The 14,680-nt window shown below is 63.2% G+C and carries 13 protein-coding genes; 9 read left to right on the forward strand and 4 right to left on the reverse strand.

Annotation, left to right across the window (positions count from 1 at the left end; genetic code table 11):
* Positions 1 to 170 precede the first annotated feature (170 nt).
* From PQQ95_RS12525 to fghA, 3 genes are all read left to right on the forward strand, one after another.
* The gene (locus PQQ95_RS12525; RefSeq protein WP_408437688.1) at positions 171 to 1,724 is read left to right on the forward strand and encodes a xylulokinase; all 1,554 of its coding nucleotides are present in this window, start codon (positions 171 to 173) and stop codon (positions 1,722 to 1,724) included.
* A gap of 319 nt (positions 1,725 to 2,043) precedes the next feature.
* Entirely contained in the window at positions 2,044 to 3,150 is a 1,107-nt protein-coding gene (locus PQQ95_RS12530) for an S-(hydroxymethyl)glutathione dehydrogenase/class III alcohol dehydrogenase (RefSeq protein ID WP_408192492.1), read from the forward strand.
* Positions 3,151 to 3,230: 80 nt separating this feature from the next.
* Positions 3,231 to 4,082, forward strand: a complete 852-nt coding sequence (fghA, locus tag PQQ95_RS12535; protein ID WP_408437689.1) for an S-formylglutathione hydrolase — start codon at positions 3,231 to 3,233, stop codon at positions 4,080 to 4,082.
* A gap of 164 nt (positions 4,083 to 4,246) precedes the next feature.
* On the opposite strand, the gene PQQ95_RS12540 is transcribed toward fghA, so the two are convergent.
* The 3 genes from PQQ95_RS12540 to PQQ95_RS12550 are packed head-to-tail and all read right to left on the reverse strand — an operon-like array spanning position 4,247 to position 6,958.
* A complete protein-coding gene (locus PQQ95_RS12540; protein WP_408437690.1) occupies positions 4,247 to 5,029 on the reverse strand; it encodes a metal ABC transporter permease in 783 nt (260 codons plus the stop codon).
* Positions 5,022 to 5,987, reverse strand: a complete 966-nt coding sequence (locus PQQ95_RS12545; protein WP_408437691.1) for an ABC transporter ATP-binding protein — start codon at positions 5,985 to 5,987, stop codon at positions 5,022 to 5,024. Before PQQ95_RS12545 ends, PQQ95_RS12540 begins: the two co-directional genes overlap by 8 nt.
* Positions 5,984 to 6,958 carry a metal ABC transporter solute-binding protein gene (locus PQQ95_RS12550; RefSeq protein WP_408437692.1) on the reverse strand — a complete coding sequence of 325 codons (975 nt, stop codon included), beginning with the start codon at positions 6,956 to 6,958 and terminating at the stop codon, positions 5,984 to 5,986. Before PQQ95_RS12550 ends, PQQ95_RS12545 begins: the two co-directional genes overlap by 4 nt.
* A 412-nt stretch (positions 6,959 to 7,370) precedes the next feature.
* Between PQQ95_RS12550 and PQQ95_RS12555 the strand changes: the two genes are divergently transcribed.
* The 6 genes from PQQ95_RS12555 (at position 7,371) to PQQ95_RS12580 (ending at position 13,522) form a co-directional block, all read left to right on the forward strand.
* The gene (locus PQQ95_RS12555; protein WP_408437693.1) at positions 7,371 to 8,153 is read left to right on the forward strand and encodes an L-iditol 2-dehydrogenase; all 783 of its coding nucleotides are present in this window, start codon (positions 7,371 to 7,373) and stop codon (positions 8,151 to 8,153) included.
* A gap of 113 nt (positions 8,154 to 8,266) precedes the next feature.
* Positions 8,267 to 9,589 carry an ABC transporter substrate-binding protein gene (locus PQQ95_RS12560; RefSeq protein WP_408437694.1) on the forward strand — a complete coding sequence of 441 codons (1,323 nt, stop codon included), beginning with the start codon at positions 8,267 to 8,269 and terminating at the stop codon, positions 9,587 to 9,589.
* Positions 9,590 to 9,798: 209 nt separating this feature from the next.
* Positions 9,799 to 10,734, forward strand: a complete 936-nt coding sequence (locus PQQ95_RS12565; protein ID WP_408437695.1) for a carbohydrate ABC transporter permease — start codon at positions 9,799 to 9,801, stop codon at positions 10,732 to 10,734.
* Between the two features lie 38 nt (positions 10,735 to 10,772).
* The gene (locus PQQ95_RS12570; protein WP_408437764.1) at positions 10,773 to 11,606 is read left to right on the forward strand and encodes a carbohydrate ABC transporter permease; all 834 of its coding nucleotides are present in this window, start codon (positions 10,773 to 10,775) and stop codon (positions 11,604 to 11,606) included.
* Positions 11,603 to 12,304 (forward strand): HAD family hydrolase, encoded by a 702-nt coding sequence (locus tag PQQ95_RS12575; RefSeq protein ID WP_408437696.1) that lies wholly within the window; start codon positions 11,603 to 11,605, stop codon positions 12,302 to 12,304. Before PQQ95_RS12570 ends, PQQ95_RS12575 begins: the two co-directional genes overlap by 4 nt.
* 108 nt (positions 12,305 to 12,412) lie before the next feature.
* The gene (locus PQQ95_RS12580) at positions 12,413 to 13,522 is read left to right on the forward strand and encodes an ABC transporter ATP-binding protein (protein ID WP_408437697.1); all 1,110 of its coding nucleotides are present in this window, start codon (positions 12,413 to 12,415) and stop codon (positions 13,520 to 13,522) included.
* A 149-nt stretch (positions 13,523 to 13,671) separates the two neighbouring features.
* Here the strand turns inward: PQQ95_RS12580 and PQQ95_RS12585 are convergent, their stop codons facing one another.
* On the reverse strand, positions 13,672 to 14,619 hold the full coding sequence (locus PQQ95_RS12585; RefSeq protein ID WP_408437698.1) for a sugar-binding transcriptional regulator: 948 nt from the start codon (positions 14,617 to 14,619) through the stop codon (positions 13,672 to 13,674).
* Positions 14,620 to 14,680 lie beyond the last annotated feature (61 nt).

Consider the following 14,680-nt stretch of genomic DNA (forward strand, 5'->3'; position numbering starts at 1 on the left):
ATAGTGCTGTTTTTGTGCTGCTCGCGGCGTGGCGGGGTTAACCCGCGATTCCGGGTTTTTAGCGTGCATTCGGGTGGACTTCCGAAGCCGTGCAGCGGTGATGGAAAATACGCCGTTCCAGGCACTTTTCGCGTGCTTATCCCCAAGCTCAAATTGACGTCCTATCGCCCATGAGTTTTCTTGGCATCGACCTAGGCACCGGCTCCCTCAAAGTCGCAATCATCGACGAAAGCGGGCGCGAGCAGGCAGCGGCGAGTGTTGCGTATGCACTCGACACTCCGCATCCCGGATGGGCCGAAATCGCGGTGCAAACCTGGTGGCGTGCGCTTCGCGAAGCGGCGGGGCGTTTGCCCGACGGTTTGCGCCGCGAAGTGCAGGCAATCGGTTTTTCCGGGCAGATGCATGGTGTCGTGTTGATCGACGCCGATGGCGAAGCCGTGCGCCCCGCGATGCTCTGGCCCGACACGCGTGCGTTGGCTTTGCTCGACCAGTGGCCCGAGCCGCAGCCGAATCCGGTTGCGCCAGGCATGGCGGGTCCTTTGCTGCGCTGGATCGTGCAGAACGAACCGCAGTCCGCGCACAAGACGCGCTGGGCGTTGCAACCGAAGGATTGGCTGCGTGTCGCGCTGGGCGGCGTGGTCGCAACCGATCCTTCCGATGCCTGCGCGACCGCGCTCGCTGATCCCGCAGGCGTGTGGGACCAGGCGCTGCTTGAGCGGTTTGAATTGCCGCGTGAATGGTTTGCGCCGCTTGCGCCCGCTTATGCGGCGGGCGGGGTTTTGTCGTCCGAGGCTGCGCGGGAGTTGGGTTTGCGCGCCGGCATCGTGCTGGCAATCGGCGCCGCCGATACGCCGTGTGCTGCACTCGGCAGCGGGCTTGCACGGGACGGCGACGCGTTGCTCACCACCGGCACAGGAGGGCAAATCGTCGTGCTCGCCGAGCACGCACCGCAAGCGGTAAGGGGACTGCATCGCTATCGAGCCGCGAGCGACCACTGGTATCGAATGGCGGCGATGCAAAACGTCGGTGTCGCGCTCGAACGCGTGCGCGGCTGGCTGTCGTATGAATGGGTTGATGCTTATCGTGATGCCTTTGGCGGTGCATCCGGCGGTGCATCCGGTGATACATCCGGCGATGTGCCGAGCGCGCTGATCGGCAATGCATCCGGCCGTCTCTCCGGCAACGTATCGCATGGTGCTCGCGACGAGACGACAGTCGCGATCTCCAGCGCAGCAGCAGGCCTCACCTTTCTGCCTTACCTCACCGGCGAGCGCACGCCATGGCTCAACCCGGCCGCACGAGGCGGCTGGCTTGGCCTCGCGTTCGACCACACGCGCGGCACGATGATGCGCGCTGCATTCGAAGGCGTCGCGTTCTCGCTGCGTGCAGGCCTCGACGCGATCCGCGCGAGCGGCGCGACGGTGACGAGCTTGAAACTCGCGGGCGGCGGTTCTGTCGATGCACGCTGGCGGCAGTTACTCGCCGACGCGTTAAACGTCGAGCTTTATGCCGTGGATTGTCCAAACGCGGCGCCGCGTGGCGCGGCTATCCTCGGTGGCCTGGCGAGCGGGCATTGGCACACCGGCGACCTCGCCGCGCTTGCGCCGGGTGCGACACGCGTTGCCGGGCCGCAGGGCGATGCAGCGCTTGCTGAACGTTATGCGCGCTTTCTCGATCTGTATGGCCGCGTCGAATCATGGTTCGGCGAAACCCCGCTTCGCTGAGCAATGCGATGTCAGCTACAGACAATGCCGCGACGTACTTTGCAATACCATGACGGCTTTCGCGCGTTAAGGTATAGGCCGGCGAACGATGCCGGACGGCAACGGCACTGCCCGTTCCCAGTCCAGCACACGAACTAAACTGCGGAACCGCGAACCGCGAACCGCGAACCGCGAACCGCGAACCGCGAACCGCGAACCGCGAACCGCGAACCGCGAACCGCGAACCGCGAACCGCGAACCGCGAACCGCGACACCGGCACGCCGCGCGACATCTCACCGCGACGCGCCAGGCATTCACAGACTCACAGGAGCATTCACGATGAAAACCAAAGCAGCAATCGCATGGAAAGCCGGCGCGCCGTTGACGATCGAAGAAGTGGATCTGGAAGGCCCGCGCGCGGGTGAAGTGCTGATCGAAGTGAAAGCGACGGGTATCTGCCACACCGATTACTACACGCTCTCAGGTGCCGATCCCGAAGGCATCTTCCCGGCAATTCTCGGCCACGAAGGCGCGGGCGTGATCGTCGATGTCGGTCCCGGCGTGGGCACGTTGAAGAAAGGCGATCACGTGATTCCGCTCTACACGCCGGAATGCCGCCAGTGCAAATTCTGTCTGTCGCGCAAGACCAATCTTTGTCAGGCGATCCGGTCGACACAAGGCAGGGGATTGATGCCTGACGCGACGTCGCGGTTCTCGCTGGACGGCAAGCCGCTGTTTCACTACATGGGCACGTCCACGTTTTCGAATTACATCGTCGTGCCGGAAATCGCGGTGGCGAAGGTGCGTGAAGATGCGCCGTTCGACAAGATCTGCTACATCGGTTGCGGCGTGACGACGGGCGTTGGCGCTGTCGTGTATTCGGCGAAAGTTGAAGCGGGCGCGAACGTGGTGGTGTTCGGTCTCGGCGGCATCGGCCTGAATGTGATCCAGGGCGCGAAGATGGTCGGCGCGGACAAGATCATTGGCGTCGATCTGAACCCGGGGCGCGTTGAACTGGCGAAGAAATTCGGCATGACCCACTTCATCAACCCGAACGAAGTCGAGAATGTGGTCGACCACATCGTGCAACTCACCGACGGCGGCGCGGACTATTCGTTCGAATGTATCGGCAACACGAAGGTGATGCGTCAGGCGCTGGAGTGTACGCACAAAGGCTGGGGCCAGTCGTTCATCATCGGCGTGGCGGCAGCGGGCGAGGAGATCAGCACACGTCCGTTCCAACTGGTGACAGGCCGCGAGTGGAAGGGCTCGGCATTTGGCGGCGCACGCGGGCGCACGGACGTACCGAAGATCGTCGACTGGTACATGGAAGGCAAGATCAATATCGACGATCTGATCACGCACCGTCTGCCGCTCGAACGCATCAACGAGGGCTTCGATCTGATGAAGAAGGGCGAGTCGATCCGCTCGGTCGTCCTGTACTGATGCAGCATTAATACGCCACTAATGCACCACTAATGCAGCACTCATGCACCACTGACCCGGCACAGAAAGGAGCATCGCGAATGCCTGAACTCTTGTCCTCGCATGCCTGCCATGGCGGCGAGCAGCGGATCTACCGGCACGACTCGCAGACCATCGGTCTGCCAATGCGCTTCTCGGTGTATCTGCCGCCGCAGGCCTTGCAGGCCAATGCGAACGTGCCCGCGCTGTTCTATCTCGCGGGCCTGACCTGCACGGAAGAAACCTTTCCGGTCAAGGCGGGGGCGCAGCGCTTCGCAGCGCAATATGGCATTGCGCTCATCGCACCGGACACGAGCCCGCGCGGCGCGGGCGTGCCGGGCGAAAGCGCCGCATGGGACTTCGGTGTGGGCGCGGGCTTTTACGTCGACGCGACGCAGCAGCCATGGGCGACGCACTACCGGATGTACTCGTACGTGCGCGACGAACTGCGCGAAACGGTGCTCGCGAATCTGCCGGTGGACGGCGCGCGCCTGGGCATCTTCGGGCATTCGATGGGCGGTCATGGCGCGTTGATGCTGGCGCTGCGTAACCCGGAGATCTACCGGTCGGTGTCGGCGTTCGCGCCGATCGCCGCGCCTTCACAGTGTCCGTGGGGCGTGAAGGCGTTCAGCGGCTATCTGGGCGAAGACCGTGAAGCGTGGAAGCAGTACGACGCGAGCGAGCTGGTCGCCCACACACCACGCAAGTTCAAGGAAGGGATTCTGGTCGATCAGGGGCTGGCGGATCAGTTCCTCGCCGAGCAGCTGAACCCGGATGTATTCGAAGCCGCCTGCAAGGCTGCGGGACAACCGCTGACGTTGCGTCGTCATGCGGGCTACGACCACGGCTACTACTTCATCTCGACGTTCATCGAGGATCATCTCGCGCATCACGCGAAGGTGCTGCTCGGCTGACATTCGTTCGGGCGATGGCGGCGGCACGCAGTGTGTCGCCGCTATTCCTGATCTTCGCCGATGCGAAATGCGCCGCCGCAGCGAATGTAGCCTGGACTACGCAATGGCACGCGCAGTCAGCCACTCAGGACACCAACGCCGCTTCCACGTGCGTTAAGCGCGGCTCAGCGTCGCCCCAACAAACTTCCGCCATACACGACAGCCGACAGCACGGTGATCCAGAAGCTCGTCGGCCAGTCGGTATAAAACGCCAGCGTGAGACCGAGCCAGGCCTGCACCAGCGCGAACACAGCGGCAAGCACGAGACCGGTCGAGAGCCGCGTCGTCATGTTTTGCGCGGCGGCGGCCGGCCCGACCATCAGCGTGAACACCAGCAGCACGCCGACAATCTGCGTGCATGCCGCCACGGCGAGCGCGGCAATCGAGAGAAACAGCACCGACACCCTGCGCAACGACACGCCCTTGGCTTCGGCCAGTTCCGGCTGCAACGAAGCAAACAGCAACGGCCGCATGATCGCGGCGAGCGCCAGCAAGCTGATGACGCCCAACGCCGCCAGCACGCCGAGCGTCGACGCATTCACGCCGAGCACGTTGCCGAATAGCAGCGCGGTGACCTGCGTTGCGTACGCGGTGAAGAAATGCAGGAACAGCAAGCCGAAGCCGAGCGACAGCGACAGGATCACGCCGATCGCTACATCGCGTCCGGCCAGCTTCTCGCCGAGCGCGCCCATCCCGACGCCCGCCGCGAGCGTAAAGCCGATCATCCCCCAGATCGGCGAGATGCCGATCAGCACGGCGCCGGTCGCGCCGGTGAAGCCGACGTGCGAGAGCGCGTGGCCCGCGAAGGTCTGCCCGCGCATCACCAGAAAATAGCCCACCACGCCTGCCAGCACCGCGACGATCCCCGACGCGGCGAACGCGTTCACCATGAAATCGTATTCAAACATCGTGCTTGTGTCCGTGGCGTGAGTCGTGCTGATGTGAGTGGCTGTCCGCGCCACCGTGGTCGTGCGAATGGGCGTGTCCGTGCGAGTGGCTATGGCCACCGTTCTCGTCGTGTTCGTGCTCGTGATCGTGTTTTTCGACTTCGACGTCGCCCGACATCACGAAGATGCGGCCGTTCACGCGCATCACGTCGATTGGCGAGCCATAGAGACGCGACAGCACCGGCCGCGTAATGACTTCATCGACGGTGCCGAGCGCGGCGACGCCGCTGCCGAGATACAGCACGCGATCGAGCGCGTGCAGCAGCGGATTCAGTTCATGCGCCGAGAACAGCACGGCAATGCCGAGTTCCTGCTGCACGCGCCGCACCAGTTCCACCACGCTCTTCTGATGATGCGGATCGAGGCTGATCAACGGCTCGTCGAGTAGCAGCAGCTTGGGATTGCCGAGCAGGCATTGCGCGAGCAGCAGCCGCTGACGCTCGCCGCCCGACAGTTCCGATAAGGGCCGCTCGGCCAGCTGACGGCCGCCCACCAGATCGAGCACCCGCTCGACATCCGCGCGGGTTTTGCTGTCCGCGTGGGGCAGGCCCCAGCGGTGTCCGTCGGCGGCCATGGCGACGAAGTCGCGGCCGCGCACGCGGCGCCCGGCCAGCGCACTGCGCGTCTGCGGCATATAACCGATCGAGGCGTTACCACGCTCGACCGGCTGCCCCAGCACGCGGATCGCGCCGCTCGCCGCCGGCACGAGACCGAGCACGGCGCGCATCAGCGTGGTCTTGCCCGCGCCGTTCGGCCCGAGCACGCCGATGAATTCGCCCTGGTTCACCACGAAGCTGGCGTCGCGCAGAATCGTGCGGCCGCCGAGTTCGAGCGTCACGCGCTCGAGTTCAAGCACGGGCGCGGTGCTGGATGCGCTCGTCGATACATTGGCTGGCGTGCTGCGGCCAGTTTCGGTCATTGGGTTTTTCCTTTGGCGGGGGTTGCCGCCGCATTCGCTCCGCCCGCATCGCCCGCGGCCAGCGCCGTGCCCAGCGCGTCGAGCTGCGTCAGCATCCACGTCTGATAGGTCTTGCCGGCCGGTTCGGTTTCGGTGACGCTCATGGTCGGCACCTTCGATTGCTGCGCGAGCTTCAACATGCGTTTGGTCAGGGCCTCGGTTGCCTGGCTGTTATAGATCAGAACGCGTACGCGCTTTTCGCGCAGATCGCGTTCGAACGCGGCAATATCGGCCGCGCTTGCTTCAGTGTCGTTCATCGTCGCCAGCTGGAAGCGCAGATTGCGCATCGAGAGGCCCACCGCGTCCGACATATAGCCGAACACCGGCTCGGTCGCCGTCACCGGCACGCCGGCGTAGCGGCCATGCAGATCGGCGACCTTGGCGTCGATAGGCTTCAGCGAATCGAGAAACTTCGCGAGGTTCGCATCGTACGCCGACTTGTGCGCCGGGTCAGCCGCGACGAGCGCCGCGCTCACCGCGCGCGCCACCTTCGGCATGGTTGCCGGGTCGTACCAGAGGTGGGGATTATCGCCGCTCTTCTTGCCCGTCAGCTCGGCGGCAATGATCGTCGTGCGATTCGAACCCTTGGAAGCGGCCAGCAGCTTCGCCATCCACGGATCGTAATCGGCGCCGTTGTAGACCACAAGACTCGCATGCTGCAAGGCGCGCGCCGTTTTCGGGCTGGCTTCGAACAGGTGCGGGTCCTGATCCGGATTGCTGAGGATACTCGTTACGTCGACGCGATCGCCGCCCAGTTGCTGCACGACGTCACCGTAAAAGTTCTCCGCTGCCACCACCGGGATTTTCGCATCCGCGGCCAGCGCGCCGTGGCTGAGCGTGACAGCAGCAGCGATCGTCGCGCCCATGGCCATAGCCTTCGACAGCTTCAGCGCATGGCGCGCCCCGTTCAACATCGAGCCGAATTTCTTCATCGTTGTTTCCTGCTGCGTGAGAGTTGGATGAACTACAAACCTTGGGAGCGGCGCGCTTCGGCGTTCTTGCGGTCGCTCATGCGCACATGCCGCCGGGCCGTGCCGCGCGGGGATGCGCCTATGCCCACCGCTCAAAACCGGGCGAGGCCGCAATGATATAACGTATCTCGAATTTTTGTCAGCGGCTCGAGCTAAAAGCAGATGAGCGATCTTCGATTTCTCGTATTTGTGCCGATCGAGGCGAGAAGAAGGCGCGTGAGGGTCCTGCCGCGCTGCACCATCGAAATCTGGTCGAGCGCCTTGACATGATCCGGTCCGTATCCGATCATTCGATCACCAACAGAGCAATTGATCGCGCAGCGAGCGTTCGCTCACCGCGCCTCAAGATGCGAAACGAACCGGAGACAGGCAAGTGGCGGCACGACTGCAAGACAAGGTGGCCATTCTGACGGGCGCGGCAAGCGGAATCGGTGAAGCCGTGGCCCGCCGCTATCTGGACGAAGGCGCGCGCTGCGTGCTGGTCGACGTCAAGCCGGCGGACAGTTTCGGCGACGCGTTGCGCGCCGCTTACGGCGACCGTGTGCTGACCGTCAGCGCCGATGTGACGCGCCGCGAAGACATCGAACGCATTCTCGCAAGCACGCTGGAGCGCTTCGGCCAGGTCGATATCCTCTTCAACAACGCGGCGCTCTTCGATATGCGCCCGATCCTCGATGAATCCTGGGACGTGTTCGACCGCCTCTTCGCGGTCAACGTGAAGGGCATGTTCTTCCTGATGCAAACCGTCGCGCGGAAAATGGTCGAGCAGGGCCGCGGCGGCAAGATCATCAATATGTCGTCGCAAGCCGGGCGGCGCGGCGAAGCGCTGGTGTCGCACTACTGTGCAACCAAAGCCGCCGTACTCAGCTATACCCAATCCGCCGCGCTCGCTCTCGCGCCGCACAAGATCAACGTGAACGGCATCGCGCCGGGTGTCGTCGATACGCCGATGTGGAAAGAGGTCGACGCGCTCTTCGCCCGCTATGAAAACCGGCCGCTCGGTGAGAAGAAGCGCCTCGTCGGTGAAGCGGTGCCGCTCGGCCGTATGGGTGTGCCGGACGATCTGACCGGCGCAGCCCTGTTTCTCGCGTCGGCGGATGCCGACTACATCACTGCGCAAACCCTGAACGTCGACGGCGGGAACTGGATGAGCTGAGCGGATAGCAATGTGGAGGAAGGAGCGAACCTGCTTGACCAACCCGCCTCACCCATCGTCATTTTCGTAGAACAAACGCAGCATCACATAACGTACGAGAAAGGAGACAACACATGAAACCAGCTACAAAATCCGCGCTGAAAGCGCTCAGTGCCGGTGCGCTTGCCTGCTTCGCGCTGAGTGCGTCGGCGGCCACGGTGACCATCGCCACGTTGAACAATCCGGACATGATCGAGCTGAAGAAGCTCTCGCCCGCCTTCGAGCAGGCCAATCCGGACATCAAGCTCAACTGGGTGATTCTCGAAGAAAACGTGCTGCGTCAGCGCGCCACCACCGACATCACGACGGGCAGCGGCCAATTCGACGTGATGACGATCGGCGCGTACGAAACGCCTCAATGGGGCAAACGCGGCTGGCTCACGCCGCTCACCAGTCTGCCCGCCGATTACGATCTGAACGATGTCGTGAAGACGGCACGCGACGGCCTCTCGAGCGGCGGCCAGTTGTACGCGCTGCCGTTTTACGTCGAAAGCTCGATGACGTATTACCGTAAGGACCTGTTCGCGGCCAAGGGTCTGAAGATGCCCGATCAACCGACCTACGACCAGATCGCGCAATTCGCCGACAAGCTCACCGACAAAGCCAACGGCGTGTACGGCATCTGCCTGCGCGGTAAGGCCGGCTGGGGCGAAAACATGGCGTATGCGACGACCGTGGTGAACACGTTCGGCGGCCGCTGGTTCGACGAGAAGTGGAACGCGCAACTGACCTCGCCGGAATGGAAGAAGGCGATTACGTTCTATGTCGATCTATTGAAGAAAGACGGCCCTCCGGGAGCGAGTTCGAACGGCTTCAACGAAAATCTCACGCTGATGTCCTCGGGCAAGTGCGCGATGTGGATCGACGCAACGGTGGCCGCCGGCATGCTCTACAACAAGCAGCAGTCGCAGATCGCCGACAAGGTGGGCTTTGCGGCGGCGCCGACGGCGGTCACGCCGAAGGGTTCGCATTGGCTGTGGGCGTGGGCGCTGGCGATTCCGAAGTCGTCGAAGCAGGCGGATGCGGCGAAGAAGTTCATCGCGTGGGCCACGTCGAAGCAGTACATCGAACTGGTTGCGAAGGATGAAGGCTGGGCGTCGGTGCCGCCGGGAACGCGTCAATCCACTTACGCGCGTCCGGAATACAAGCAGGCTGCACCGTTCGGTGACTTCGTGCTGAAGGCCATCGAAACGGCGGATCCGGATCATCCGACGCTGAAGCCGGTTCCGTACACCGGTGTGCAGTTCGTCGGGATTCCTGAGTTCCAGTCGTTCGGCACGGTAGTCGGTCAGAGCATCTCCGGCGCGGTTGCCGGTCAGATGACGGTCGATCAGGCGCTGGCAGCCGGGCAGGCCACGGCGAACCGCGCTGTGCAACAGGCCGGTTATCAGAAGTAAGCCGGCTTGCATGCACTGCAACGTAACGTGAAACGCGCCGGCTGACGCCCGTCAGCCGGCCCATGCAGCACAGCGGGCCGTCCCAGCCGCTCCTTTGCCGTTCATTTGCCACTCACGCGCCGCGAGATCGCAAGGCGGCACGGTGAGTGATGCGGCTAAGGCGGTGTCTTCGCCGGACAGCCCGCGCAATACCGAACAGGTGGTCAATCATGCGTCCTCTGCGCCTACCTCTCATGCATGCCCATCCCAAGACAGAAAAAGAACGCGAAGTCCGCAAAGCCAATTCCGCCCGCTGGCTGGTATCGCCCTCGGTCGCGGTACTCGTGCTGTGGATGGCCATTCCGCTGGCCATGACGATCTGGTTTTCGTTCTCGCGCTACAACCTGCTGAATCCGGATCTGAAGGGTTTCGCCGGATTCGACAACTACAAATATCTCGCCACTGATCCGTCGTTCGGACCGTCGATCGGGCACACGCTCGAACTGATCATCTCCGTGCTGGTGATCACCGTGGTCGGCGGCGTGCTGATGGCGATCCTGTTCGATCGTAAGTTCTACGGTCAGGGCATTGCGCGACTGCTGGCGATCGCGCCGTTCTTCGTAATGCCGACGGTCAGCGCGCTGATCTGGAAGAACATGATCCTGCATCCGGTGTATGGCCTGATCGCGCAGGGCATGCGCGCGATCGGCATGCAGCCGATCGACTGGTTCGCCGACTATCCGCTCACGGCGGTGATCATGATCGTCGCGTGGCAATGGCTGCCGTTCGCGTTCCTGATTCTGTTCACCGCGATCCAGTCGCTCGATCAGGAGCAGAAGGAAGCCGCGCGCATCGACGGGGCGGGTCCGTTCTCGATGTTCTTCTACATCACGCTGCCTCACCTGAAACGGGCGATCGCGGTGGTCGTGATGATGGAGACGATTTTCCTGCTGTCGATCTTCGCCGAAATCTATACGACCACGGGCGGCGGTCCGGGCACCGCGACCACCAATCTGTCGTACCTGATCTATTCGCTGGGCCTGCAACAGTTCGACGTCGGTCTCGCTTCGGCAGGCGGCATTCTGGCTGTCGTGCTGGCTAACATCGTGTCGTTCTTCCTTGTGCGGATGCTGGCGAAGAACCTGAAAGGGGAGTACGAAAAATGAGTCATGTTGCCTCCACTCCGGCGTCGAGCACGACGCCCATGACGGTGCCGGCGAAGTCGCCGTTCGCTGCGATTCGCCGCGGCATTCCCGGCGTGATCGCCTGGCTGGTCGCGTTGTTGCTGTTCTTCCCGATCTTCTGGATGACGATCACGGCATTCAAGACGGAGCAGCAGGCGTATTCGTCGTCGCTCTTTTTCGTCCCGACGCTCGATAGCTTTCGCGAGGTGTTCGCGCGCAGCAATTACTTTTCGTTTGCGTGGAATTCGATCCTGATTTCCCTGGGCGTCACGGTGTTGTGCCTGCTGCTCGCCGTGCCGGCCGCGTACGCGATGGCCTTCTTTCCGACGCGCCGCACGCAGAAAGTGCTGCTGTGGATGCTGTCGACCAAGATGATGCCGTCGGTCGGCGTGCTGGTGCCGATCTATCTGCTGTGGAAAAACAGCGGCCTGCTCGACACGGTGTCGGGTCTGGTGATCGTCTATACGCTGATCAATCTGCCGATTGCGGTATGGATGTCGTTCACGTACTTCGCTGAAATTCCGCGCGACATTCTCGAAGCCGGCCGGATCGACGGCGCCGTGACGTGGCAGGAAATCGTCTATCTGCTGATGCCGATGTCGCTGCCGGGACTGGCCTCCACCGCGCTGCTGCTGGTGATCCTGTCGTGGAACGAAGCGTTCTGGAGTATCAACCTGTCGAGTTCGAACGCCGCGCCGCTGACGGTGTTCATCGCCTCGTATTCGAGTCCTGAAGGCTTGTTCTGGGCCAAGCTCTCCGCTGCTTCGCTGCTCGCGGTCGCGCCGATCCTGATCGTCGGCTGGCTGTCGCAGAAGCAACTGGTGCGCGGCCTTACGTTCGGGGCGGTCAAATGACCGCAGATACGACGGTAGGTCATTTCGCGCTGATCTGCGATTGCGACGGCGTGCTGATCGACAGCGAAGCCGTAGCGGCGCGCATGCTGGTGCACGAACTCGAAGCGCGCTGGCCCGATGCCGACGTCGAGCCCGTGGTGCTGCCGCTGCTCGGCTTGCGCATCGAGAAGGTATTGCAAGGCACCGCGGCGCAACTGGGCAAGAGCCTCAGCGCCGAGGATATCGCGGCGATCCGCACAGCGGTGGAAGCGGCAGCGATGCAGGCGCCGGCGGTGGCCGGCATCGAGGCCGCGCTCGCGCAGGTGCCGCTCACCAAGGCATGTGCGAGCAACAGTTTCCAGCCGTACGTGGAGAACGTGCTGGCGCGCACGGGCCTCGTGAAGTTCTTCGGCGACCGGCTCTTTTGCGCCGATGCGGTGCCGAATCCGAAACCCGCGCCCGATGTCTATCTCGCTGCGGCGTCGGGTCTCGGCCTCGCGCCGTCCGCCTGCCTCGTCGTGGAAGACAGCGTGACGGGCGTGACGGCGGCGACTGCCGCGGGCATGGCGGTGCTGGGCTTTATCGGCGGTGGCCATGCGAGTGACGCACAGATCGACGCCTTGCACGCGGCGGGTGCGCGTACCGTGTTCGACGACATGTTGCAGTTGCCGGAACTGGTCGCGCAATGGACGCTGAGCGCAACGGCAGCGGCGCCGTAAGCGCGGCAGGTCAAAGCCAATGAGCAGGACTTGAACGGCATATAGAGAGAAGCGAATCAACGCAGCTGAAGCACCGGCTAGCAACACAGCAATACACGGAGACACATCATGGCAAGCGTAACTCTGCGCAACATCAGAAAAGCCTACGACGACAACGAAGTGATGCGCGACATCAACCTCGACATCCTGGACGGCGAATTCGTCGTGTTCGTGGGCCCGAGCGGTTGCGGTAAATCGACGCTGATGCGGATGATCGCCGGCCTCGAAGACATCAGCGGCGGCGACCTGACCATCGACGGCACACGCGTGAACGATGTGCCGCCCGCCAAGCGCGGCATCGCGATGGTGTTCCAGTCGTATGCGCTGTATCCGCACATGACGCTGTACGACAACATGGCGTTCGGCCTGAAACTTGCCGGCACCAAGAAGCCGGAGATCGACGCTGCCGTGCGCAACGCGGCGAAGATCCTGCACATCGACCATCTGCTGGATCGCAAGCCGAAGCAGCTTTCGGGCGGCCAGCGCCAGCGGGTTGCAATCGGCCGCGCGATTACGCGCAAGCCGAAGGTGTTTCTGTTCGACGAACCGTTGTCGAATCTCGACGCCGCGCTGCGTGTGAAGATGCGCCTCGAATTCGCGCGTTTGCATGACGAGCTGAAGACCACGATGATCTACGTGACGCACGATCAGGTCGAAGCCATGACGCTGGCCGACAAGATCGTCGTGCTGTCGGCGGGCAATGTGGAGCAGGTCGGCAGCCCGACCATGCTGTATCACGCGCCGGCCAATCGTTTCGTCGCCGGCTTCATCGGTTCGCCGAAGATGAATTTCATGGAAGGCGTCGTGCAGTCGGTGACGCACGACGGCGTCACGGTTCGCTACGAAACCGGCGAGACGCAGCGCGTCGCGGTGGAGCCGGGCGCGGTGAAGCAGGGCGACAAGGTCACCGTCGGCATTCGTCCGGAGCATCTGCATGTCGGCACGACGGAAGACGGCGTCTCGGCGCGCACCATGGCGCTCGAATCGCTCGGCGACGCAGCGTATCTGTATGCGGAGTCGAGCGTTTCGCCGGATGGCCTGATCGCGCGGATTCCGCCGCTCGAACGGCACAGCAAGGGCGACACGCAGAAGCTCGGCGCCACGCCGGATCACTGCCATTTGTTCGACAGCGAAGGGAAAGCCTTCCAGCGGAAGATCGTCGAAGTGCTAGCGGCGTGAGTCGGTAAATGGGAAAGCGGCGGGCGTGCCGCTTTCCTGTAGTCAAGCTCAGGATAAGCCGGCGTGGCGCGGCTTTCGAACGATGCCTACGACGCTGGGCAGCGTGTTGCAACAAGCCGTCGCGGGAGAGCCCTGTTTTTACGCTGCGCTCAGGCTTCCAGCGCGGCCCGCGCACACAATTCGTCGGTCACCAGCCCTGACAACCAGCCGCCTTTGAGCACTGCGATCAACGCCTCGCGCTTGCGCTCGCCGCCGGCAAAGCCGATGGTGGGGCGCGGCGGCGGCGAGTCGAGCGCGATGCTGGTGACGCGCCGGCCCGTCGGCGATTCGACGTGCGCGCCGGCGGCATCGATCGGCAGGCCAAGCATTTCGGCCACGGCGCCGCTCTGCACCAACTCTTCCACTTCCGCCGTCGTGATAAAGCCGTCTTCGTGCAACGGGCATTTCGGCCCGATATTGCCGATACCGACAAACGCGACATCCGCCTCGGCCGAGAGCGATTCGACGATCCGGTAGAGCCGGTGATTGCACCACTGCGCGCGCTCGGCCTCACTATCGGCGAGCAGCGGCGCGGGCAGCAGAAAATGCTTGCCGCCAGTCTTCTCCGAAATGTGCAGCGCGACGTCGTAGCGGTTCGAGGAGCCGTCCTGGGCGATCGCCCCAACCATCGATACCAACCGGTGCTGCGGACGCTCCAGCTGGGCGATCTGATCGACCGCGGCCTTCAGCGTACGGCCGCTGCTCACGGCGACCACCATCGGCTTTTCTTCGCCGAGATAGCGTTCCATGACCTGCGCGCCCGCCACCGCCAGCTTGCGGTCGACTTCTTCCGACGTATCGCTGTCGATCGGAACGACTTCGCACATGCTCAGCCCGTAGCGCTTCGAGAGTTGGTCGGCGAGCGCCAGACAATCGGCCAGTTTGTGATCGACACGCACGCGAATCAGATTCTTTTCCACCGCGAAGGCGACCAGCCGCTGCGCGACCGGGCGCGACACCTGCAGTTTCTCGGCAATCTCGTTCTGGGTATTGCCCGCGACGTAGTAAAGCCACGCGGCGCGGGTGGCGAGATCTAATTTTTCTGTGGACTTGGGCACGGTGACGGTTCGCTTGAAGTGCGCCGATGATAGCAGCCGGTCCCCGCCTCTCAACGGGAAC

The sequence above is a fragment of the Paraburkholderia caffeinilytica genome, assembly GCF_046030355.1.
GTDB classification, from domain to species: domain Bacteria; phylum Pseudomonadota; class Gammaproteobacteria; order Burkholderiales; family Burkholderiaceae; genus Paraburkholderia; species Paraburkholderia caffeinilytica_B.